The 19,428-nt window shown below is 72.7% G+C and carries 23 protein-coding genes, 1 tRNA gene and 1 pseudogene; 14 read left to right on the top strand and 11 right to left on the bottom strand.

Going from position 1 to position 19,428, the window contains the following annotated elements:
* Positions 1–179 precede the first annotated feature (179 nt).
* Positions 180–320, top strand: coding sequence for a hypothetical protein (locus tag AB0472_RS17730; protein ID WP_366357376.1), 141 nt, complete (start codon positions 180–182; stop codon positions 318–320).
* On the opposite strand, the gene AB0472_RS17725 is transcribed toward AB0472_RS17730, so the two are convergent.
* From AB0472_RS17725 to AB0472_RS17705, 5 genes are all read right to left on the bottom strand, one after another.
* Positions 317–844 carry an NUDIX hydrolase family protein gene (locus AB0472_RS17725; protein ID WP_181808617.1) on the bottom strand — a complete coding sequence of 176 codons (528 nt, stop codon included), beginning with the start codon at positions 842–844 and terminating at the stop codon, positions 317–319. The genes AB0472_RS17730 and AB0472_RS17725 overlap by 4 nt on opposite strands.
* A 42-nt stretch (positions 845–886) precedes the next feature.
* Positions 887–2,029 (bottom strand): amidohydrolase family protein, encoded by a 1,143-nt coding sequence (locus tag AB0472_RS17720; protein WP_366357375.1) that lies wholly within the window; start codon positions 2,027–2,029, stop codon positions 887–889.
* The gene (locus tag AB0472_RS17715) at positions 2,029–3,432 is read right to left on the bottom strand and encodes a glutamine synthetase (RefSeq protein WP_366357374.1); all 1,404 of its coding nucleotides are present in this window, start codon (positions 3,430–3,432) and stop codon (positions 2,029–2,031) included. Before AB0472_RS17715 ends, AB0472_RS17720 begins: the two co-directional genes overlap by 1 nt.
* A 153-nt stretch (positions 3,433–3,585) precedes the next feature.
* Positions 3,586–4,506, bottom strand: coding sequence for an SDR family NAD(P)-dependent oxidoreductase (locus tag AB0472_RS17710; protein ID WP_366357373.1), 921 nt, complete (start codon positions 4,504–4,506; stop codon positions 3,586–3,588).
* Between the two features lie 155 nt (positions 4,507–4,661).
* Positions 4,662–5,549: an SDR family NAD(P)-dependent oxidoreductase gene (locus AB0472_RS17705; RefSeq protein WP_366357372.1), complete on the bottom strand. Its 888-nt coding sequence runs from the start codon at positions 5,547–5,549 to the stop codon at positions 4,662–4,664.
* A 71-nt stretch (positions 5,550–5,620) separates the two neighbouring features.
* Here AB0472_RS17705 and AB0472_RS17700 point away from each other — a divergent pair, with 71 nt between their 5' ends.
* On the top strand, positions 5,621–6,553 hold the full coding sequence (locus AB0472_RS17700; RefSeq protein WP_366357371.1) for a LysR family transcriptional regulator: 933 nt from the start codon (positions 5,621–5,623) through the stop codon (positions 6,551–6,553).
* Positions 6,554–6,935: 382 nt separating this feature from the next.
* Here the strand turns inward: AB0472_RS17700 and AB0472_RS17695 are convergent, their stop codons facing one another.
* Positions 6,936–7,406: a DNA starvation/stationary phase protection protein gene (locus AB0472_RS17695; protein WP_366357370.1), complete on the bottom strand. Its 471-nt coding sequence runs from the start codon at positions 7,404–7,406 to the stop codon at positions 6,936–6,938.
* A gap of 131 nt (positions 7,407–7,537) precedes the next feature.
* On the opposite strand from AB0472_RS17695, the gene AB0472_RS17690 reads away from it, so the two are divergent.
* The 5 genes from AB0472_RS17690 to AB0472_RS17670 all read left to right on the top strand — a co-directional run bounded on the left by AB0472_RS17690 (position 7,538) and on the right by AB0472_RS17670 (position 9,970).
* Positions 7,538–8,311, top strand: coding sequence for a sulfite exporter TauE/SafE family protein (locus tag AB0472_RS17690; RefSeq protein WP_366357369.1), 774 nt, complete (start codon positions 7,538–7,540; stop codon positions 8,309–8,311).
* A 163-nt stretch (positions 8,312–8,474) separates the two neighbouring features.
* On the top strand, positions 8,475–8,639 hold the full coding sequence (gene rpmG / locus AB0472_RS17685) for a 50S ribosomal protein L33 (RefSeq protein ID WP_089107544.1): 165 nt from the start codon (positions 8,475–8,477) through the stop codon (positions 8,637–8,639).
* A gap of 41 nt (positions 8,640–8,680) precedes the next feature.
* Complete coding sequence (locus tag AB0472_RS17680; RefSeq protein WP_366357368.1) at positions 8,681–8,941, top strand: type B 50S ribosomal protein L31; 261 nt, start codon at positions 8,681–8,683, stop codon at positions 8,939–8,941.
* A 35-nt stretch (positions 8,942–8,976) separates the two neighbouring features.
* Positions 8,977–9,099, top strand: a complete 123-nt coding sequence (gene ykgO, locus AB0472_RS17675) for a type B 50S ribosomal protein L36 (RefSeq protein WP_365565490.1) — start codon at positions 8,977–8,979, stop codon at positions 9,097–9,099.
* Positions 9,100–9,223: 124 nt separating this feature from the next.
* Positions 9,224–9,970, top strand: a complete 747-nt coding sequence (locus tag AB0472_RS17670; protein ID WP_366357367.1) for a cobalt-precorrin-6A reductase — start codon at positions 9,224–9,226, stop codon at positions 9,968–9,970.
* Positions 9,971–10,090: 120 nt separating this feature from the next.
* Here AB0472_RS17670 and cobF read toward each other — a convergent pair whose 3' ends face one another.
* Both cobF and AB0472_RS17660 read right to left on the bottom strand, forming a co-directional pair.
* Positions 10,091–10,873: a precorrin-6A synthase (deacetylating) gene (cobF, locus tag AB0472_RS17665; RefSeq protein WP_366357366.1), complete on the bottom strand. Its 783-nt coding sequence runs from the start codon at positions 10,871–10,873 to the stop codon at positions 10,091–10,093.
* 45 nt (positions 10,874–10,918) lie between these two features.
* Positions 10,919–11,428: a DUF309 domain-containing protein gene (locus AB0472_RS17660; RefSeq protein ID WP_366357365.1), complete on the bottom strand. Its 510-nt coding sequence runs from the start codon at positions 11,426–11,428 to the stop codon at positions 10,919–10,921.
* A gap of 106 nt (positions 11,429–11,534) precedes the next feature.
* Between AB0472_RS17660 and AB0472_RS17655 the strand changes: the two genes are divergently transcribed.
* Positions 11,535–11,608 (top strand) — tRNA-Pro (locus AB0472_RS17655).
* 99 nt (positions 11,609–11,707) lie between these two features.
* Here the strand turns inward: AB0472_RS17655 and AB0472_RS17650 are convergent.
* Both AB0472_RS17650 and AB0472_RS17645 read right to left on the bottom strand, forming a co-directional pair.
* A complete protein-coding gene (locus AB0472_RS17650; RefSeq protein WP_366357364.1) occupies positions 11,708–12,232 on the bottom strand; it encodes an Arm DNA-binding domain-containing protein in 525 nt (174 codons plus the stop codon).
* Positions 12,222–12,434 (bottom strand): hypothetical protein, encoded by a 213-nt coding sequence (locus AB0472_RS17645; protein WP_366357363.1) that lies wholly within the window; start codon positions 12,432–12,434, stop codon positions 12,222–12,224. Before AB0472_RS17645 ends, AB0472_RS17650 begins: the two co-directional genes overlap by 11 nt.
* Here AB0472_RS17645 and AB0472_RS17640 point away from each other — a divergent pair.
* Both AB0472_RS17640 and AB0472_RS17635 read left to right on the top strand, forming a co-directional pair.
* Complete coding sequence (locus AB0472_RS17640) at positions 12,421–13,959, top strand: metallophosphoesterase (RefSeq protein WP_366357362.1); 1,539 nt, start codon at positions 12,421–12,423, stop codon at positions 13,957–13,959. The two genes, AB0472_RS17645 and AB0472_RS17640, sit on opposite strands and share 14 nt — an antisense overlap.
* Before the next feature lie 124 nt (positions 13,960–14,083).
* A pseudogene (locus AB0472_RS17635) lies at positions 14,084–14,200 on the top strand (transposase); the annotation flags it as partial.
* A gap of 701 nt (positions 14,201–14,901) precedes the next feature.
* Here AB0472_RS17635 and AB0472_RS17630 read toward each other — a convergent pair.
* The gene (locus AB0472_RS17630; protein WP_366357361.1) at positions 14,902–15,090 is read right to left on the bottom strand and encodes a hypothetical protein; all 189 of its coding nucleotides are present in this window, start codon (positions 15,088–15,090) and stop codon (positions 14,902–14,904) included.
* Positions 15,091–15,412: 322 nt separating this feature from the next.
* Here AB0472_RS17630 and AB0472_RS17625 point away from each other — a divergent pair, with 322 nt between their 5' ends.
* The 4 genes from AB0472_RS17625 to AB0472_RS17610 all read left to right on the top strand — a co-directional run bounded on the left by AB0472_RS17625 (position 15,413) and on the right by AB0472_RS17610 (position 19,418).
* Positions 15,413–15,769: a hypothetical protein gene (locus AB0472_RS17625; protein ID WP_366357360.1), complete on the top strand. Its 357-nt coding sequence runs from the start codon at positions 15,413–15,415 to the stop codon at positions 15,767–15,769.
* Positions 15,770–15,967: 198 nt separating this feature from the next.
* Positions 15,968–16,381, top strand: coding sequence for a hypothetical protein (locus AB0472_RS17620; RefSeq protein ID WP_366357359.1), 414 nt, complete (start codon positions 15,968–15,970; stop codon positions 16,379–16,381).
* Positions 16,374–17,111: a YoaK family protein gene (locus AB0472_RS17615; RefSeq protein ID WP_366357358.1), complete on the top strand. Its 738-nt coding sequence runs from the start codon at positions 16,374–16,376 to the stop codon at positions 17,109–17,111. Before AB0472_RS17620 ends, AB0472_RS17615 begins: the two co-directional genes overlap by 8 nt.
* 186 nt (positions 17,112–17,297) lie before the next feature.
* Positions 17,298–19,418, top strand: coding sequence for a glycoside hydrolase family 27 protein (locus AB0472_RS17610; protein WP_366357357.1), 2,121 nt, complete (start codon positions 17,298–17,300; stop codon positions 19,416–19,418).
* Positions 19,419–19,428 lie beyond the last annotated feature (10 nt).

Raw genomic sequence — 19,428 nt, 5'->3', positions numbered from 1 at the left:
CGCCTCCGTGTGCGTCGGCGACGAGGCGCTGCGCGCCGCACTGCACCAGGGACAGCGGGACGGCCCCCATGCGCCCCGATGGTCGCCCGCGCGGTCCCCGCCGAGCGGGAGCAGCCGGCCCGGGCCCACACGAGCGGCTCGCGGAGCTCGGAGACGAACTGGACCGGGACGAGGGGCCGTTGACCACCAACGGCCGGATCGCCCTGGAACACGGCCCGCGCGGGGCCGAGGCGGAGCGGGACCGGGGCCGGCTGGGCCGCCGAACGGCTCGGCTGAACGCCGTCGGCGGCACCCCGGCCGGGTGCCCGGAGGGCTCCTAGCTCACGAAGCCCACATGGGCCAGGGCCTGCTTCAGCAACACCCCGTGACCGCCCGGCATCTCGCTCTGCACGGCCTCCAGCATGGCCTCCTGCGGACTGAACCACACCAGGTCCAGGGCGTCCTGCCGGGGCCGGCAGTCACCGGTGACCGGCACGATGTAGGCCAGCGACACCGCGTGCTGACGCGGGTCGTGGTACGGCGTGACGCCCAGCGTCGGGAAGTACTCGGCCACCGTGAACGGCTGCAGGGAGGCCGGCACCCGGGGCAGTGCCACCGGACCGAGGTCCTTCTCCAGATGGCGCAGCAGGGCGTCGCGGACCCGCTCGTGGTGCAGGACACGGCCGGAGACGAGGGTCCGGCTGACCGTTCCGTCCGGGCCGATGCGGAGCAGCAGGCCGATGCTGGTGACTTCGCCGCTGTCGTCGACACGCACCGGCACGGCCTCCACGTACAGGATCGGCATGCGGGCGCGCGCCATCTCCAGCTCGTCGGAGGACAGCCAACCGGGCGTGGTTTCGGTCATGTCAGACATTGCTTGATCATACTTTCCGGACAGGGCGCGCGGTCAGTCGCGGCCGGGGTCGGATGCGGGAAGTCCGTACAGACGACGCGCGTTGTCGCGTCCCGTCCAGGCGGCGATCCGCACCGCGTCGGTCGGGCTCAGTTCGTCGGCGTCCACCCGGGCCTGCAGCATTCCGGCCAGCCCCTGCCGGAAGGACAGCGCACCGAGGTGGTGGAACTCGGCCACACCATAGGCGTCCGAGCTGTACAGCAGCTTGCGGAACGGCGTGATCTCCATCGCCTCGGCCAGCACCGCCCCGGCCCGGGCCGGGCCCACATGGTGCAGGGCGAGCCCGACGTCGAGGTGCACGTGCTCGAACACGGCGGCCAGGTAGGCGGCCTGGCGCTGGTAGGGCCAGCAGTGCAGCAGGAGCACCGGGACGGTGCCGGTGGTCAGCCGCAGCCAGTCGGTGAGCAGGGCCGGGTCGGCGTGGTGCAGCCGCAGGTCCGAGTCGCCGAAGCCGGCGTGCAACTGGAGCGGCAGTCCGAGCCCCACGGCGGTCCACAGCAGGTGGCGCATCAGGACCGGGTCGGTGAGCCTGCCGCCCCCCGAGAACCACAGCGCCGCCGCCCGGGTCACCTCGGCGTACGTCGGCCGTGCCGGGTCCAGGGCGAAGCCGGTGCGGTAGGCGGCCACCGACTTGACCGCGACCACACCCGGCCGCCGTACCGCCTCCTCGGCCGCGGCCCGGAAGGCGGCCGCGTACCCGGCCGCCTCGATGCCCTGTGCGGCCACTGCCTCGGCGATGCTCTCCAGCCGTACGACCTCGTAGGCACGTGCGCCGGCCGCCGCCGCGAGCTCCGCGGGGGAGGTGACCGGATGCGGTGCGTACCCCGTGTCCACGCAGAACGACTCCGTGTGCGCGGCCGTCAGGAACCGGCGGTTGACCTCCTGCCAGCCCAGTTCGGCCCGGCGCGCCAGGTAGTCGGCCACGGGTGCGTGCCGGTCCAGGCCGAGCAGCGGCGCGCAGTGCCGTCGAACGGCGATGCCGGCCGGGCTGTCGAACGGCGAGACACCCGGCCAGGCCTCGCCCTCGGTCAGCAGCGACTCGAACTCGGGTTCCGAGAGGTCGGCGGTGACCGCGCCGTGGCAGTGGTGGTCGACGAGCGGGAGCGCGTCGAGGGCTTCCCGGACCGGTCCCGGCATCAGTACTTCCAGCGGTAGGCCGCCGCCACCCCGGCATCGTCGAGCCCGGCGACGGACCCCGTCTCGCCCTCGCGCACCGCGATCACCGCGTCCGCGAGGACCGGGCCGAGCGCGGTGCGCAGCACCTCGTCCTCGCGGAACTCGTCGACGGCCTGCGCGAGCGAGGTCGGCAGCCGGCGCACGCCCCGGGCCACCGCCTCGTCCGGGACCAGCCGGCCGGGGTCGTCGGTGACCTCCTCGGGCAGCGGCGCCGCCGAGGCGAGCCCGTCGAGTCCGGCGGCGATCACGCAGCCGAGTGCCAGGTACGGGTTGGCGGCCAGATCGACCGGCTTGACCTCCAGGTTGGCCTCATGGCTCTGGTGGCCTGCCGTGCCGGTGACGACCCGGATCCCGGTCTCGCGGGTCTCCCGGCCCCAGGCTGTGTACACCCCCGCCCACTGGCCGGGTCTGAGCCGCAGATAGCTGGCCGGGCTCGGCGCGGTCACCGCGGTCAACGCGGGCAGGTGTGTCAGCAGCCCGGCGATGAACGACTCCGCAGCGGCCGTCATGCCGTACCGGGCGTCGCCCCCGGCATGCAGGTTGACCCCGCGGCGCCACAGCGACAGGTGCAGGTGGCCGCCGTTGCCGACGCCCCGCTCGGTGACGGCCGGGGCGAAGGAGGCGCGCAGACCGTACTTCTGCGACACGGCACGGACGGTCTGCCGGACCAGCACGCTCTGGTCGGCTGCCGCCACCGGGTCCAGGGCGTCGGTGGACAGCTCGAACTGGCCGGGCGCGTACTCGGGATGGAGCTGGGCGACCTGCACCTCCTGTTTCTCGAAGGCCGCGAGCAGGTCGGCGGTGTAGTCGCTCAGCTCGGTCTGCCGGGCCGCGCTGTACGCGGGACCCGACGTGGCCGGTGCGAACTCGTCGGCCGGCGCTGCGGTCCGGCCGAGGGCCCACTCGATCTCGATCCCCGCCTTGAAGGTGATGCCGTGCCGGTCCTCGGCGTCGGCGACGACCCGGCGCAGGAAGGCGCGGCTGCACCCCGGATGCCGTTCACCCTCCTGAGTGACCCGGTCGACCGGCGCCCAGGCCCAGCCGGGCTGCCCGGCCAGCACCACCAGCCGGTCCAGGTCCGGCAACAGGCGCAGATCGCCGTCGGGTGAACCGAGCACGTCGGTGCGCACGATCGCGTCGTTCGCCAGGAAGGTGTCGAACACCGGGGACATGCCGACACCCCAGGCCACCGCCGGCTGCAGCCCCTGCCAGGGGACGGTCTTCACCCTGCAGATCCCGGCGGTGTCCACGAAGGCCAGCACGATCCCGCGCACGCCCTGCGCGGACAGCTCGTGGGCGAGGGCATGGGCCCGGGCCAGATCGCCGGGGTTCCCGCCGGGTACGGGGTCGACCAGGGGTGGCATACGACGTCCTCCTCGACGGGCTCGGATGCACGCGTCCCGGCCAGGGTTTCACGCCGACCGCACCGAACTGCGCTACCGGCGCCGGGGAGTCGGCCCCGGCGGCGCGGTCCGGCTCCCGGAGGCTTCCAGGTACCTGGTACCAGGTACCTGGGTTCAGCCCGCGAGGAGTTCCTCCGACAGGTCCCACAGCCGGCGCGCGTTGTCCGGGTCGACGGCGTAGCGCGCCACCCCGTGGAGCCTGCCGGTGCGGCGGTCGACGACCTCGCTCTCGTTGCAGTCGTCGAAGTACCGGCCGCCGATCCCTTCGAGCAGGGGCGAGGTGGCGAGCAGGACCGAGGTCGCCGCACCCTGTTCCGTGGACTTGATCAGTTCCGCCGCGACCAGCCCGCTGCCGCGGCCGGTGTGGCGCTGGAGGTTGGTGTAGATGGCGCCCGGCATCAGGGCGTTGGCGGTGATGCCGTCCGCGGCCCAGCGCCGGGTGGCCTCCACTGCGAACAGGACGTTGGCGGTCTTGGACTGACCGTAGGCCAGCCACGGGTCGTACGGCCGGAAGGCGAAGTCGATGTCGTCCCAGACCACCGGGGAGCGCTGGTGGCCGGTGGAGCTGACCACGACGATCCGGGCGGCGCCGTCCGCGGCGAGTGCCCCGTGCAGGGCGTTGGCCAGGGCGAAGTGGCCCAGGTGGTTGGTGGCGAACTGCCACTCCCGGCCCTGTTCGGTGTACCGCTCGGGGCAGGCCATCACGCCCGCGTTGTTCACCAGCACGTGCAGCGGGCCCTGCCAGGAGGTGGCGAAGGCCGCGACGGACGCCGGGTCGGTCAGCTCCAGCGGGGCGACCCGCACCTGCCGGTTTCCGGTCGTCTCGGCGATGTCCTTGGCGACCTGCTCGCCGGCGGCCAGGTCCCGCACCGCGAGGGTGACCTCCGCACCCGTCGAGGCCAGTGCCCGGGCCGTCTCCGCCCCGAGCCCCGAGGAGGCGCCGGTGACCACGGCCCGGCGGCCGGTCAGGTCGATGCCCTCGGCGACCTCGGCGGCCGTGCTGGAGAAGCCGTAGGGGGTGCTGATGGTGGTCATGGAAGAACTCCTTGCGGTGTTGCGGGGCGGTGTTGCCGGGCTGTGCGGTGGGGGGACTGCGGAAGGTGCGGGGTTCTGCGGGGGAGCGGGTACTGCGGGGGTGTGCGGCGGCTCCGCCCGGCCCGTGCGTTACCGGGCGGCGCCGGGTCCGGCGGTCACGGCCTGACGAGACGGTCCTGTTCCACCGGAGGGGTGCCGTCGTGCCAGGGCAGCGGCTTGCCGAAGCGGATCAGTTCGCCGTAGCAGGCGGGGTCGACGTCCTCGGCGAAGACCAGGTCGAGCACCGCGCCGGCGGCCTCGGCAGGGGACTGGGCCCCGCTGTAGTCGCTGAACCAGGGACGGGACGTCGCGGTGTCGACCATGCCGGGGCAGACCGAGGCGACCAGGGTGCCGGAGGCCAGGTCCTGCTCGCGGCGTTCGGCGGCGACCGCGCGCACGGCGGCGACCTGGGCCACCTTGGAGGGCACGTTCAGCCAGACCGGCCAGCCCGCCTCGGCGGCGGTGCGGTTGTGGACGGCGCTGCGCCAGGACTCGACGGCGTACTCGACCTGGTCGAGGCTCGCGCCGTCGAACAGGTGGTGCAGCCGTGGGTCGAGGTGGCCGAGGGTGCCGAGCGAACTGGCCACCACGAGCAGCCTCCCGTGCGGGCGCAGGACCGCGCCGAAGGAGCGCAGGACCGCGTGGGTGGCGGTGTTCGAGACGTCGATGAACTCGTCGGCCCGTTCGGCCTGCGAGTCCTCGGGCAGGACCCGGGCGACCGCGTTGGAGACGACGATGTCCACCCCGCCGTACCCGGCCCTGAGGTCGTCGGCGAGCCGGGCGATCGCGTCGGTGTCGGTGACGTCCAGGACACGTCCCTCGACACGGGCGCGCGTTGCGGGCAGCCGGGCCGCCTCGGCGGCGGCGCCGGTCACCCGTTCCGGGTCGCGTCCGGTGAGCAGGACCAGGTCGTCCGGGCCCAGCCGGGCGGCGAGACCCTCGGCGAGGGCGCGGCCCAGTCCCTGGTTGGCGCCGGTGACGAGAGCGATGCGGGAAGCGTTCATGCATCCCACGCTAGGAATCGCGTGTCCATGAGTCCAACGAGAGTTGCGCACCGCTAGTATGCGTGGACGTCATGGACTTCAACGATGTGTCACTGACCGCGCTGCGGGTCTTCCGCGCGGTCGCCGAACAGGGCACCTTCACCGCGGCCGCGGCCTCGCTGGGCTACACCCAGTCCGCGGTGTCCCGGCAGATCGCCGCGATCGAGCGCGCGGCGGGCGCGGAGCTCGTCGAGCGGCGGCGCGACGGGGTACGGCTCACCGCGGCCGGCCGGGTCGTCATGCGTCGCGCGACGACCGTGCTCGACGAGATCGAGGCGACGGCGCGGGAACTGTCCGGGCTGCCCGGAGAGGGTGGGACGGTCCGGCTCGGCTGGTTCCCCACCGCGGGCGCGGTGCTGATCCCGCGCGCCCTGACCGCGCTCCGCCGCACGGACCCCGGGCTCCGGGTCGTCGGCCGCGAGGGCACCACCCCCGCACTGGTGCGGGCCCTGCGCGCCGGCAGCATCGACCTGGCGCTGCTCGCGTCGGCGCCGCCGTTCCGGGCGCCGGACACCGAATCGCCCCCGCTGGTGCTCCGGACCCTCACCGAGCGCGCCCTGTGCCTCGCACTGCCGACCGGTCATCCCCTGGCGCGAGGCGACTTCGTCGACGTGGCCGACCTGCGCGGGCAGCGCTGGATCGTCGGCTCCGCGTCGGGCGAGGACCCGCTGATGGGCGTGTGGCCGGGCCTGGACGAGCGGCCGGAGATCGCCCATGTCGCGCGCGACTGGCTGGCCAAGCTGCATCTCGTCGCGGCCGGCTGCGGGCTGACCACCGCACCGGCGGCCCTGGCCTCCGCGGCGCCGGCCGGTGTCCGGATCCTGCCGGTCCGCGGCGGGCCGCAGGAGCAGCGCCGGCAGTTGCTGGCCCGGCTGCCACATCCGCCGAGCGAGGCGGTCACCCGGGTGGCCGCCGCCCTGCGGGCGGCGGCGCTCGACGCGGACGTACCGGAGCGAGCGGACTGACCACATCGGGCGCGCCGACCGGGTCGGGCGGACCGGCCGGGTCGGGCGGACCGGCCGGATGGAGCGGACCGGCCGGATCGAGAGGACCGGCTGGGTCGGGCGCGCCGACCGGGTCGGGCGCACCGGCTGGGTCGGGCGGACCGGCTGGGTCGGGCGGACCGGCTGGGTCGGGCGGACCGGCTGGGTCGGGCGGACCGGCTGGGTCGGGCGGACCGGCCTGATTGAGCGGCGTGACCGATGCGACCGGTTCGGTCTGTTCGACCGGCGTGACCGATGCGACCGGTTCGGTCTGCTCGACCGGCGTGACCGATGCGACCGGTCCGGTCTGCTCGACCGACGCGACCGGACCGACCGGACCGGCGCAAGTGAGTTCTGCTCGCGATCAGTTGTTCTCGGCGGCGAACATCCAGCGCTGCTTCTCCAGGTCGGCGGTGATCGAGATCAGCAGGTCCTGGGTGACGGGGTCGGGCTCGCCGGTCGCGGCGATCCGCTCGCGCAGCCGTCCGATCGCTGCCTCCAGGGTCCGCACCATCAGCTCGACGACCTCGTCGTCGCGCAGCCAGCCGTCCTTGGCGCCGGGCAGCGAGAAGGCCGCGGCGACGGTCTCCGGGCGGCCGTCCGGAGACACCCCCAGGGCGGCGGCCCGCTCCGCGACGGTGTCCGAGTGGGCGCGCGCGGTGGCGACCACCTCGTCGAGCTGGAGATGGATCGAGCGGAACCGCGGTCCCACGATGTTCCAGTGCGCCTGCTTCCCCAGCAGCGACAGTCCGAGCAGATCCACCAGGGTCTCCTGGAGGGCGCCGCCGGTGACCCGGAGCGCCTGGTCGGGCAGCGTGCTCTTCACCACGGACATGGTGCGCGTCTCCCTTCTGAGCTGTGCCGTCATCGCTGCGCGGGTGCCCCGGCGTACCGGCCGTAAACGCTACCGACCAGCGAGACGGTACTTACACCATCCGGTTGTCCGGACATAACATCGGTCCCCGCATGAACACGATGACGCTCTGGCACATATCCGGCTGGGAGTTCGCCGCCCTGGCATTCGCCGCCCTGCTCGTCGGCTTCTCGAAGACCGCCGTCAGCGGGGCCAACACCGTCAGCCTCGCCGTCTTCGCCGCCGTCCTCCCGGCCCGCGCCTCGACCGGCGTCCTGCTCCCGCTGCTCATCGCGGGCGACGTGCTCGCCGTGGCCACCTACCGGCGGCACGCCCACTGGCCCACACTGTGGCGGCTGTTCCCGGCGGTGGCGGCCGGCGTGGTCGTCGGCACGGTGTTCCTGGTCTGGGCCGACGACCGCGTGGTACGGACCTCGATCGGCGCGATCCTGCTGCTGATGGCCGGGGTCACGCTGTGGCGGCGCCGCACGGCCGACCGCCCCGACGACCCGGACCAGGTCACCACCCGCGCGGGCCGGGCGAAGGCCGGCTCGTACGGCGTGCTCGGCGGCTTCACCACGATGGTCGCCAACGCGGGCGGCCCGGTGATGTCGCTGTACCTGCTGTCGGCCGGCTTCCGCAAACTCGGCTTCCTCGGTACCTCGGCGTTCTTCTTCCTGATCGTGAACCTCTCCAAGGTGCCCTTCAGCGCCGGCCTCGGCCTGATCGACGGCAACTCGCTGCTCCTGGACGCCGCGCTCGTGGTGTTCGTCGTGCCGGGCGCGCTCATCGGCAGATGGGCGGTGCACCGGATCGACCAGCGGCTGTTCGAACAGCTGGTCATCGCGGCGACGATCCTGGGCGGCCTGCAGCTCCTGCTGCGCTGACCAGGGCGGGACCGGTCCGGTGAGAGGTTCGGTGACCGGTCCCGTGACCCGTCCTGTGACCCGCCCGATGACCCGGGAATGGGACGGCGAGAGGTGTTGTTGGACAGGTCGTGAATGACATGCCCGGCTCAAGAGCCTCGGGTGTGGGCGAAGGGAGAACCTCATGGCACGCAGCACCGCACGTCCCGTCGTCAGGCTGAAGTCGACGGCCGGGACGGGAGTCACCTACGTGACCCGCAAGAACCGCCGGAACAACCCCGACCGGCTGGTCCTGCGCAAGTACGACCCGGTGGCCGGCAGCCACGTCGACTTCCGCGAAGAGCGCTGAAGCCGTCCGTAGGCAGACCGGCAGCCAAGAGAGGAAACCCCATGAAGGCCCGCATCCATCCCGCGTCCCGACTCGTGGTCTTCCGGGACCGCGCCGCGGACACGGCGTTCCTGACCCGTTCCACCGCCGACTCGTCCCGGACGGTCGAGTGGGAGGACGGCAACACCTACCCGCTGATCGACGTGGAGATCTCGTCCGCATCGCACCCCTTCTACACCGGCAGGGCGCGGGTCCTGGACAGCGCCGGCCGGGTGGAGCGCTTCGAGCGCCGTTACGGCCGCTCCGCCGCCGCCCGCGGCTGACCCGGCCCGGCGACCGACCCGAGGAGAACAGAACCATGAAGGTACGCAAGTCGCTGCGCTCACTGAAGGCCAAGCCCGGCGCCCAGGTGGTCCGCCGACGTGGCGTGGTCTACGTGATCAACAAGAAGGAGCCCCGGTTCAAGGCCCGTCAGGGCTGACCCGGGTCCGGCGTCACCACGGCCGCCCGGCGCATCCCGCCGGGCGGCCGTCGTGTGTCACGGCTCCGGCCGGTCGACCTGCCCCACGGCGTCGCTTCCAGCGCGGGCCCCGTACGCTCGCCCCATGTCCCCGCACGTCCTGATCCTCGGCGGTACGGCCGAGGCCCGCCGTCTCGCCACCGAGTTGTCGGGGCGCCCCGGAGTCCGGGTCACGACCTCGCTCGCGGGCCGCGTCGCGCGGCCGGGCACGCTCGCCGGCGAGGTGCGGACCGGCGGCTTCGGCGGGGCGGCCGGGCTCGGCGACTGGCTGCGCGAACACCGCGTTGACGCGCTCGTGGACGCCACCCATCCCTTCGCCGAGACGATCACCGCGAACGCGGCTCGGGCCGCCCGGGCCACCGGGACCCCCTCCGTCGTCCTGCGCCGCCCCGGCTGGCAGCCGCGTCCCGGCGACGCCTGGCACCCGGTCCCGTCCCTGCCCGCGGCGGCGGACGCCCTGCCCCGGTTCGGTCCCCGCGTCTTCCTGACCACCGGCCGGCTCGGCCTGTCCGCCTTCGCCCACCTGACGGACCGCCACTTCGTCGTACGGTCCGTGGAGCCCCCCGAGCCGCCCCTGCCCAGGCACACCGAAGTGCTGCTGGCGCGCGGGCCGTTCACCGTCGCCGACGAGACCGCACTGCTGACCGGGAACCTGATCGACGTGCTGGTCACGAAGGACAGCGGGGGAGCGGCCACGGCCGCCAAACTCACCGCCGCACGGGAGCTGGGGCTGCCCGTGGTCGTCGTACGCCGGCCCCCGCTGCCGGACGGCGTGACGGCGGTGCCGGACGTCGCCGGCGTACTGGAACGGCTCGGACTCGGCCCGGGGTGACCACCCCGGACGTCACGTCAGGCCGTACTCGCGACTCGCGGCGGGCGTGGGCTCCGCCGGCTGTTCGGACCGGTGGGGGCCCGAGCACGCTCGTCCCCGGACGGGGCACCCGGGTGCCGCTCAGCCCTCCTTCGGACCCTCCGGGTGGCGGCGCAGCAGATACGTGTCCATGATCCAGCCCTTGCGCTCGCGTGCCTCGGCCCGCAGCCGCTCGATGCGCGGACCGGCCTCGGCGATCGGACCGGAGACCAGGATCTCGTCCGGGGTGCCGAGGTACGCGCCCCAGTAGATGTCGATGTCGTCGTCCGCGTACCGCCGGAAGGCCTGGTGCGCGTCGAGCATCACCACCACGTCGTCCACCCCGTCCGGCAGCCCCTCGGCGAGCCGCCGCCCGGTGGTGATCTGCACCGGCCGGGCGACCCGGTTCAGCCCCGTGCGGTGCCGGGCCGCCAGCGCGGAGACACTGCTGATCCCGGGCAGCACGTCGTACCCGAACCGCACCGAGCCCCGGGCCAGCACCTCCTCCAGGATCGCCAACGTGCTGTCGTACAAGGACGGATCGCCCCACACCAGGAAGGCGCCCGTCTGCTCCTCGCCCAGCTCGTCGCGGATCAGCCGCTCGTAGATGTCCGCGCGGGCGCTGCGCCAGTCGCCGACGGCCGGCGAGTACGCACCGCCGCCCGCGGCCCGGTCCCGCTCCGGGTCCCGTGCCTCGACCACCCGGTAACCGCCGTCCGGTACGTGCGTGTCGAGCATGTCCAGGCGCAGCCGCGTCAGGTCGCTCTTGACCTCCCCCTTGTCCAGGAGGAAGAACACGTCCGTGCTCTTCAGCGCCCGGACCGCCTGGAGGGTGAGCTGGTCGGGGTCGCCCGCGCCGATACCGATGACATGAATCTCTCGCACGTCACCGAGTCTGCCCCATGCCACTGACAGCGGGTCACCCCGGTGCTACCGGGGGCCGCACAGCCGAGGCGCCTCGCGCTGCGCGTCGACGCTCACGGCGCCGTCCTCCATCCGTGCGGCCAGCTCCCGCGCCCACCCGGCGAGCCCGTCGACATCGATCCCGTGAGGCCGTGGCCCCCCGCCCCCGCCCGCCCACTCCTCCACCGCGCCCGCGCCGCGCCGCAGCAGCCGCGCCCCGCCGGTCACGTTCCCGCGGGCCGCGTGGGTGAGTCCCACCGCCAGCTGGGCCAGCCCGCGCCACAGCGTCCGCTCCGCCGCGGGCCCCGACTTCCAGGCGTCCTCGAACACCTCGTGCGCGTGGAACGGCTTCCCGGCGTCCAGCAGCGCCTGCGCCTCGGCGACCGTCGCCCGCGGAGTCCGTACGACCCCCTCGGGCTGCCGCTCGACGCCCGGCGCGCCGTACGGCAGCGGCCGCCCCAGCCCGTCCCGCGGCCGGGCACTGCGCGCCCGCCCCTCGGCGTCCCGGTCCCGACCGCCACTTCCCACGTCTCCCATACGGCCGATTGTCCCCCCACCGTCCCCCGCCCTCTTTCTGCCCTCCCGGGTACGTAGGGTAAGGTGCTCTTCACGCGATCACGCGGGTCACCGCGAGTGAACGCATCGGGACGTGGCGCAGCTTGGTAGCGCACTTGACTGGGGGTCAAGGGGTCGCAGGTTCAAATCCTGTCGTCCCGACTGGAGACAGTCGCAGGTCAGGGCCGGTTTCGGAGGCATCCGAAACCGGCCCTTGATCGTCCTTGGGGACCAGTGGGGGACCGGCGCCCTTGACCCGGGTCAGCGGGTCACGACGATCGGGCTCGGCAGCGAGCGCGGTGCGCGCAGCACGCTGAGGTGTGCGGAGAGCGCCGCTCCGGCGGTCGTGATCTTGTGTACGTCGGGGTGCGGGTAGCGCTGGGTGGTGGTCAGGGAGCCGTGGCCGGCGATCCTGCGTGGTCCCCGGCGGGCTGACCCGAGGTGGCCCAGGGCGGGGACCACGCGGATCCGCCACCCCGACAGGTAGGGGTCCGGCGTTTTCGACTCCAGGCTGCGCAGGGCGAGGTCCATGTTCGCTTCGCCGTATTCGGCGAGCTTCATGGTGGCCGGTGACGGGCTCAGGCCGGCCTCTGCGGCCTCGATGACGGCCTGGAGCCATTCCTGGGCCTCTTCTTCGCTGTCCTTTCCCCCGGACAGTGACTGGCGGCGCTTGCCGGTCGGATCGGTCCACCGGACACGCGCCCTATACGGAGTGGGGCGATCAGGACGGTACTCGATTTCGGTCGAGAGCCGGACACCGACAGGAACGTTGCTCTCATCGGCCATTGAGTCCCTTGGCCGGGACGGTACGTCGGCGGCGCAGCCATTCCTCGATGTCGAAGATCCGGTGCCACGGCTGGATCATTAGGCCGTTCGCCTGCATCGTCGTGCACAAGTTGACACCGACGGTGACGATTCCAGGGTGATCACCGACGAGGTGATGCTCTGGTAGTCGGTCATTCGATCGGAGGAACGTGAAGAAGATCATGCACCGGATCGTCGCCCTCGCCGCGGTGAGCGTGATGGCCACGGCGGTTCCGGCAGGCGCGGCTATCGCCGGGCCCACATCCGGCAGCGCGGGGCCACGGCCCCCCAAGCCGACCGCTCCGCCCGGGGCGGGGCTCAACGGCGAGGCCTGGGCGTGGACCCAGCTGACCAGTCAAGGCACTCGGATCCGGTACGTGTCCACCGATGACAGCCTGATGTGTCCCTCAGTGCTCCTCACCGTGGGTGCGCAACCGCCCAGTTCGATCCCCATGCGACTGGTGAGCACCCCTATGGGGGCACAATTCCCGACCACAGTGTGCGAGTTGGGAGGCACGACGGGGATCCCGCTCGCGGCGTCCAAGGCGGAGCTTGATCCGACGACGCTCCACGCGGCCACGCTGCATCCCGGGAGGCAACTCCCGTTGCCGAAGTGGACCGCGTCGACACGTCCTGCGAAGATCGGAGTCATCGGCGACACCGGGTGCAGCGTGCCGGCTAGAGGCCAGGTTCAGAGCTGCCGGACCGAGTGGCCCTTCGGGCGGATCGCGACCAGCCTTGCCACCGTGACGCAGCCGGATCTCGTGATCCACACCGGTGACTACCTCTACCGGGAGGATCCCTCCAGGGAAGACGACAAGGCGAGCAATCCAGGCTGCCAGACATCCTCCCAGGCTGCCAGCTGGGACTGCGTCGTCGCCGACTTCTTCCGGCCCGCGGAAACGCTGCTGGCCAAAGCACCCGTCGCGTTGACCCGGGGCAACCACGAAGACTGCAACCAGCCGCACCAGGGCGGCGCGGGCGGCGCATGGTTCCGCTACCTAGCCGACGTACTCCGCAGCAACGGCTCGTGCAGCGATTTCACCCCGCCCGCGTTCATCCGCGCCGGCACCCTGAACCTCGTCAACGTGGACTCCTCGCAGGCCGATCCGAACGACAACGGAAGCACAGCGAACCTCGGCCGCTTCACCGGGTATTTCGATGCCGTGAACCAGAACGCGGCGCAGCCCGGTCGCACGAACCAGGACTACTTCGTGTTCACGCACAAGCCACTGTGGATGGTAAAAGCAGCCGCCCCACCGCCGAATCCTGGAGTGGAAGCGCCGACTCGCGTCCTTGCCGCTGCCGTCGGCAACACCAATCTCGGCAGGCTGCGGGACAACGTGCGACTCGTCCTGTCGGGGCACATCCATCTCTACCAGATGCTGGACTTCAACACCTCCCGGCCGCCCCAGCTGACCGTGGGCTCCGCGGGCGGACCTCTGGACATGGGCCCGGTAGACGGCAACGCCAACGGAAAGATGATCGGTACGCCGCTGCAGGTCGTGAATCAGACGATGACTCAGGAACAGACTCCCGGGGGACTCGGGATCTTCGGCTACGCGGACCTGCGCGACGTCGGCGGGACCTGGGACCTCGTCTTCCGTGACAGTAACGGTGTCCCGCAGGGTTACCCACCGGGTGGCCAATCGTGCAAAGTCACCAGGCTGACCACGGACCTCGCGCACAAGTCGTTCGTCTGCCAGTGAGCCGGGCGCTGTTGTGCGGTGCGTCGGCGTGCACGGCGTAGGCGACCGGGCCGGCCGGCCAGAATGACGGCGCCTCCCCTCTCGCGGGGAGGCGCCAGAGCCCGGATTCCCCCAGCGCGGCTCGTTCGACGTGGAGATCCGCAAGATCGTGTGCACGACGAACGCAATCGAGAGTATGAACGCCCGGATCCGCAAGGCCGCCCGCGCCCGCGGGCACGTCCCCACCGAGCAGGCCCGCCTGGTCGGGACGCGTGGCGCCGTCGATCGAGCCCGTCCCGCCCGCCGCGGCCCACCCACCCGGTGGGTCCCCTCCATTCACCTCGGTCCGGAGTAGCCAAACCAACCAAGGAGGCGACGGCGGACGTCTCTGGGGGCAAGGGCCTGAAACGGTGCTGAATGCCTTCAGGGAAGGTTCCTCTTGAGCCGCCTGTTCGACCGAGGGGGACGCCTCTGTGAGCAGACAACGTCGTTCGTCGTCCCCGCTCTCGTGGGGACCAGTTGGGGACCACGCGGTGTGCGTGATGGTGCACGACGGAGCCTGCTCTGCACATTATCCGCCCCGATCAAGTCTTCTATATCCAGAAAATACCCTTGACCCCTACTCCTGGGGGTCAAGGGGTCGCAGGTTCAAATCCTGTCGTCCCGGCTGGAGACAGTCGCAGGTCAGGGCCGGTTTCGGAGGTGTCCGGAACCGGCCCTCGGCCGTTCTTGCGGGCCGCTGGGGCCGGACTCCGGCCGTGACACGCTCGCTCAGGGTCTCTCCGGCGGTGTTCGTGCCCGCCGACGTGCACCGGCCGTGCGCCGGATCGGCCGGTGCGACGGTGCTTCCGGGCCGAGTCGGACCCAGGGTGTCCTACGGGTCGGCACGGTCCCCGCGACCCTCCGGGCGACGCGTGCGCGGCAGCGCCCCGCAGCGCGTGGCTGCGGGGCGCCCAGTAGGGTTCAGTCGACCATCTGCCCGTCGTACATACCGCCCTTGCAGGTGTTGTTCGCCCAGTTGACCGTTCCGCCGCCCTGCTGGCATTCACCCGGCGTGAGGCTGGCTGCGGTGGCGGTGGCAGCGCCTGTGAGGCCGAGTCCGGCGAGGGCTGCCGTGGCGATGACGGCGGCGAGGATTCGTCGAATGCGCATGTGGTTCGCCTTTCACGGATTGCCTCGGTTGGGACAGTAATCAGCGTGAGGTTCCTCCATGTGGGCGACCTGTCATGTTGGGCCGTTCGGGTGACGTCGCCGTCGGACACCGGGTCGGTGACGCGCCCTGGAGATCGTCCGCGGCCGGGGCGGGACGGGCACGGCCGCCGGGGTCGGCCCAGGGGCCCGGTGGCGTCTGTCGCCCACACGGAGCAGAAGCGGATCGTTCCTGCCCGCCTCGTTGGAGTGACGGACGTCGAAGGGGGGCGGTCACCGGGGCAGGCTGGACCCGCATACCGCGACCTGCACAAAGGAGTTCCCCATGCGTCTTCGTTCGGCTGTCGCCGCGGCCCTCGGCGCGCTCGCCCTCGTGGTGGCTGTGCCGATGTCCGCCGACGCGGCCACCGGTGACTTCTCCTACAAGTTCGTCGGCCTGGACGGCACCGCGCGGTCGGCCACCCTCCACGACCCGGCAAGCCCCGGTTGCGTCACCCTGCCGGAGGTCGCCGACCCGGGCTCCTCCGAGCCCGCCTTCGCCCCGCGCAACGACACCGACGAGTGGGTGGTCGTGTTCACCGAGCCGGACTGCACGGGCGCCTCCTGGACGCTGAAGCCCCATGGAAACCCCGCCACGGACCGCCTCAAGCTGCGCTCGGTGTTCCTGACCGGGCGCCACTAGGCCGTCCGGCGAGAGCGGAGCTCGAGGCGCGGGTCGCAACGCGGCGGCGGGGTCAGGCGGTGTTCCTGGCGACGAAGTTTGTGACGGCGTCCTCCATCTGCTGCCGGCCGGGGTCTTCGAAGGGGTAGTGCCCGGCGTTGTCGAGCAGCACGGTGCCGACGGGGAACATCGCCTTCCCCTCGGGGCGGCGGCCCGCAGTTGACGGACGACCGGGTCTTCAGCTTCGGCACCTTCGGCTTCCCGCCGCTGGACGCCCGTGTCGTCGAGTTCCGGGCGCCCGCCGAGGGCGTCCCGGGCCGGCGGCCCTGGACGGCGAAGCAGGACGGCAGACCCGAGGAGCGCCTCGACGTGCTGCACGGCTGGCTGGTCGAGGACCTGCCGGGCGGCCGGGTGCGCATCCTCACCCAGGAGACCCGGAACGGTGAACCGGCCGCGGCCCTGGCGGGCGAGCGCCCGAACCCCATGCTCAACGGTCACCAGGCCCGGCTGGACGGCCTGGTCCGCGCCGCCTCCGAGTGGCCAGGTCCATCCGGCAGTGGCCAGGTCCACCCGGCGGCGCACGGCGACGGGGGGCGGTGCTCACCTCGCGTTACGCTCGGGGACTGTGAGTGACGCGCCGCGCGAGCAAGCGACAGAGGTCCCCGCGGAACCACCGGCGGAACCGGGGACCCACCTGCGCGTCGCCGTCGTGCTGCTGGTCGCGGCCTCCGGGGCGGTGGAGACCATCTCCTTCACCGCGCTGGACCATGTCTTCGCCGGTGTCATGACCAGCAACCTGGCCCTGCTCGGGATGGCGGTCGGCCGGTCCCAGGCGACCGGCGTGACCGCGGCGGTGCTGGCGCTGGCCGGATTCGGGCTGGGTGCGGCCGTCAGCGCCCGGTGCACCCGCCGGCACGGGGGCACCGCCATGCACTGGTCGCGGCCGGTGCTGCTCTGTCTCGCCGGCGAGGCGCTCCTGCTGGCCGTGGGCGCGGTGGTCTGGGCCGTCCTCGGCGGAACCCCGGGGCGGGCGGCCCGGGACGCCCTGCAGTTCGGCGCCGCACTGACGATGGGCGTCCAGTCGGGAGCCATGGTGGCGGCGGGCCGGGCCGCGGCGCCGACCACCTACCTCACCGGCACCCTGGCCACCTACATCGTCAAGGGGGTGGGGGCGGGCCGCCCGAGCCGCTGGGTGCCCGTCCGGCTGGGGGCCCTCATCGCGGGCGCGGCGGCCTGCATGGCGGTTCTCCGTTCGGCGCCGGGCTGGGCCGGTCTGCTCCCGCCGGGGCTCGTGGTGTGCGCCCTCCTCAGTGCGGGCGCGCCCGCGATCCGTGCCCGCCGCGCCGCTCCCGGCGGGAAGTGAGGCGCGAGGCGGGCCACGCGGGGCGGGGTTGCCCGGTCCCGCCTCCGTCTCGCTTCTACTAAATTAGTAATTAATCTTGACACAGTTTCGGCCACAGGCCACAGTCGTCGCCGTGACGCCGCGGGTCCGCTCCGGCAGGGCGGCCCGCGTCTCCTTCTCCTGCTTCCCAACCCCCGGGAGACGCAAGTGACTTCGCACCCGCCCGCAGCCGGACCCCGGCACCGCCGGATCACCCGGGCCGCCCTCGCGGCCGCCGTCGCGGTGGTCCTGGCCGCCACCGTGACCCCCGACGCCGTCGCGCAGACGACCGTCGACCAAGGCGCACCCACCGGCTACGACAGCGGCCTCGCGCCGACGCCCTACATGGGCTGGAACACCTACTACGGGCTCGGCGCACCCACCGAGAAGGAGGTGCGCGCCGTCGCAGACAAGCTGGTCAGCAGTGGTCTGCGGGACGCCGGCTACGACATCGTCTGGCTGGACGGCGGCTGGCAGGCCGACAACCCCCGGGACGCCCAGGGCCGGTTGACGGCCAACCCGGACCGCTTCCCCTCCGGCATCCCCGCCCTCGTCTCCTACCTGCACAAGCGCGGGCTCCGGGCCGGCATCTACACCGACGCCGGCACCTACGACGGCGGCACGAGCTGCGGCCTCGGCAGCCGTGGCCACTACGACCAGGACGCACGGCAGTTCGCGAGCTGGAAGATCGACGCCATCAAGGTCGACTTCCTCTGCGGGATCGGCGCCAAGCTCGATCCGGGCCCCGCGTACAAGGAGTTCAGCGACGCGGTCGCCACGTCCGGCCGGAAGATGCTGCTGAACCTCTGCAACCCGCTCACCGACGACTGGGGCCTGCCGCACACCCCCGAGCAGGACGCCCACAACACCTACGTCTACGCCCCCGCGATCGCCGACTCCTGGCGCACCGGCACCGACATCGCCTGGGGCACCCCCAGCCCCGGCGAGTGGCCCAACATCCTGCGCAACATGGACGCCAACGCCTGGCACCCCGAGGCACAGGGACCCGGCCACTACAACGATCCCGACTACCTCATCCCCATGCGGCAGATGACCGACGGGACGTACGAGCTCAGCCAGGAGGAGTCCACCACCCAGTTCGTGATGTGGGCCGAGATGGGCTCGCCGCTGATGCTCGGCTCCGACCCGCGCACCCTGTCCGACTCGATGCTCGCCACGCTCCGCAACCCCGAGATCATCGCCGTCGACCAGGACCCGCTGGCCGTCCAGGGCGTACGCGTGGCGACCGACTCGGTCGGCGACGTCTACAGCAAGGTCCTGCAGGGGCACGGGCAGCGCGCGGTCGTCCTGCTCAACCGCTCGGACCAACCTGCCGAGCGCACCGTGCAGTTCGCCGACACCGGCCTCGGCGGCCCGGTGCGCGTCCGTGACCTGCGGGCACGTGCCGACCGGGGCACGCACACCGGGTCGTACACCGTCGAGGTACCCGCGCACGGCACCGCCCTGCTCAAGCTGACCGGCGCCGACGCCCTGCCCGGGACCGACCTGGGCGTCACCGCCACGGCCAGCCCGGCCGTGACGGCCGACGGGTCCACCTTCTTCCGGGGGCCGCACGGCTCGCTCGTCGTACGGACCGGCGGGAGCACCAAGGACCTCGGCGGTCCCGCGCAGGGGAAGATCCTCGGCCAGCCCGCCGCGTACGCCTCAGCCGGCGATCGGGTCGACGTCTTCGTGCGCGGCGCCGACTCCCGGGCCTACCGTCGGGTCTACGCCGACGGCCGCTGGGGACGCTGGCAGTCCCTGGGCGGGGAGCTGACCGACGCGCCGTCCGTCGCCTTCACCGACCCCGCCCACTGGACGCTCTTCGCACGCGGTGCCGACGGCACGGTGGTGCAGCGCGGCCCGGCGTCCGGCTGGTCCTCGCTCGGCGCGCCCACCGGACTGCAGGTCTCCGGCCGTCCGTCCGCGGCCGTCGACGCGCAGGGGCGCGTCCATGTCGCCGTCCGCACCACCGCCGACGACGTGTGGACCCGGACCCGGGACACCTCGGGGGAGTGGTCCGACTGGACCGCGCTCGGCGGCACCGTCAGCGGCAGCCCGACGCTGGTCGCCGCCGGGGACGCGGTGCTGCTGTACGCGCGGGCCGCCGACTACACCCTCTGGCAGCAGCGCTACGCCGACGGCGCCTGGCAGGGCTGGAGCAAACGGCAGGAGTTCCCGAGCGCCGCGTTCGACGGCGCGCTCGGCGCGGTCGCCGCCCCGGACGGAGCCGTGGACGCGGTCTTCCGCGGAGTCGACGGCCACGTGTACCGGACCCGATTCAACTGAACGAGGACAT

This window comes from Streptomyces sp. NPDC086777 (genome assembly GCF_040702065.1).
GTDB lineage: Bacteria > Actinomycetota > Actinomycetes > Streptomycetales > Streptomycetaceae > Streptomyces.
The sequence above is the reverse complement of the archived record's forward strand: the minus strand, read 5'-3'. Positions and strand labels throughout refer to the sequence as shown.

What these genes read in the sequence shown, in the direction of transcription:
- AB0472_RS17725 (WP_181808617.1), bottom strand. Translation starts at nt 844, where the DNA reads ATGACCGAAACCACGCCCGGTTGGCTGTCCTCCGACGAGCTGGAGATG.
- AB0472_RS17720 (WP_366357375.1), bottom strand. Translation starts at nt 2,029, where the DNA reads ATGCCGGGACCGGTCCGGGAAGCCCTCGACGCGCTCCCGCTCGTCGAC.
- AB0472_RS17715 (WP_366357374.1), bottom strand. Translation starts at nt 3,432, where the DNA reads ATGCCACCCCTGGTCGACCCCGTACCCGGCGGGAACCCCGGCGATCTG.
- AB0472_RS17710 (WP_366357373.1), bottom strand. Translation starts at nt 4,506, where the DNA reads ATGACCACCATCAGCACCCCCTACGGCTTCTCCAGCACGGCCGCCGAG.
- AB0472_RS17705 (WP_366357372.1), bottom strand. Translation starts at nt 5,549, where the DNA reads ATGAACGCTTCCCGCATCGCTCTCGTCACCGGCGCCAACCAGGGACTG.
- AB0472_RS17700 (WP_366357371.1), top strand. Translation starts at nt 5,621, where the DNA reads ATGGACTTCAACGATGTGTCACTGACCGCGCTGCGGGTCTTCCGCGCG.
- AB0472_RS17695 (WP_366357370.1), bottom strand. Translation starts at nt 7,406, where the DNA reads ATGTCCGTGGTGAAGAGCACGCTGCCCGACCAGGCGCTCCGGGTCACC.
- AB0472_RS17690 (WP_366357369.1), top strand. Translation starts at nt 7,538, where the DNA reads ATGAACACGATGACGCTCTGGCACATATCCGGCTGGGAGTTCGCCGCC.
- rpmG (WP_089107544.1), top strand. Translation starts at nt 8,475, where the DNA reads ATGGCACGCAGCACCGCACGTCCCGTCGTCAGGCTGAAGTCGACGGCC.
- AB0472_RS17680 (WP_366357368.1), top strand. Translation starts at nt 8,681, where the DNA reads ATGAAGGCCCGCATCCATCCCGCGTCCCGACTCGTGGTCTTCCGGGAC.
- ykgO (WP_365565490.1), top strand. Translation starts at nt 8,977, where the DNA reads ATGAAGGTACGCAAGTCGCTGCGCTCACTGAAGGCCAAGCCCGGCGCC.
- AB0472_RS17670 (WP_366357367.1), top strand. Translation starts at nt 9,224, where the DNA reads ATGTCCCCGCACGTCCTGATCCTCGGCGGTACGGCCGAGGCCCGCCGT.
- AB0472_RS17660 (WP_366357365.1), bottom strand. Translation starts at nt 11,428, where the DNA reads ATGGGAGACGTGGGAAGTGGCGGTCGGGACCGGGACGCCGAGGGGCGG.
- AB0472_RS17650 (WP_366357364.1), bottom strand. Translation starts at nt 12,232, where the DNA reads ATGGCCGATGAGAGCAACGTTCCTGTCGGTGTCCGGCTCTCGACCGAA.
- AB0472_RS17645 (WP_366357363.1), bottom strand. Translation starts at nt 12,434, where the DNA reads ATGATCTTCTTCACGTTCCTCCGATCGAATGACCGACTACCAGAGCAT.
- AB0472_RS17630 (WP_366357361.1), bottom strand. Translation starts at nt 15,090, where the DNA reads ATGCGCATTCGACGAATCCTCGCCGCCGTCATCGCCACGGCAGCCCTC.
- AB0472_RS17625 (WP_366357360.1), top strand. Translation starts at nt 15,413, where the DNA reads ATGCGTCTTCGTTCGGCTGTCGCCGCGGCCCTCGGCGCGCTCGCCCTC.